Annotated in this window: 1 protein-coding gene; it reads right to left on the bottom strand. The window is 64.4% G+C overall.

Features of this window, described 5'->3' with window-relative positions; translation table 11 throughout:
• On the bottom strand, nt 1-281 hold a 281-nt coding region (locus tag ISP15_RS18595; RefSeq protein WP_404549522.1), incomplete at both ends, for a hypothetical protein.

Below are 281 nucleotides of genomic sequence, written 5' to 3'. Positions count from 1 at the left end.
GTGACATAGCCCAGCGCATCCACCGTGGCGAGCGCATGACCGTCGGCGTCATAGATCGTCAGCGTGGTGCGGTTATCCACGTTGTTGACCAGATCGGCCTGTAGCGCAGCGAGCGTCGGTGCACTGCCCAAGGCACGGCGCTGGGCCAAGGTCAGCGCGGTGGCGTACTGCGTGGTCGACAGCACTTCGCCCACACCGTTGTACTGCGTGGTAGTGACGTTGCCGGCCGCATCAATGGCCGCCACCACCTCGCCCGCCGCGTTGTAGATCGTTGTAGTGGT

The sequence above is a fragment of the Dyella jejuensis genome (assembly GCF_044904675.1).
Classification (GTDB): Bacteria; Pseudomonadota; Gammaproteobacteria; order Xanthomonadales; family Rhodanobacteraceae; genus Dyella_B; species Dyella_B jejuensis.
Note: the sequence above shows the minus strand (reverse complement) of the source record. Positions and strands in the feature narration are given on the sequence as shown.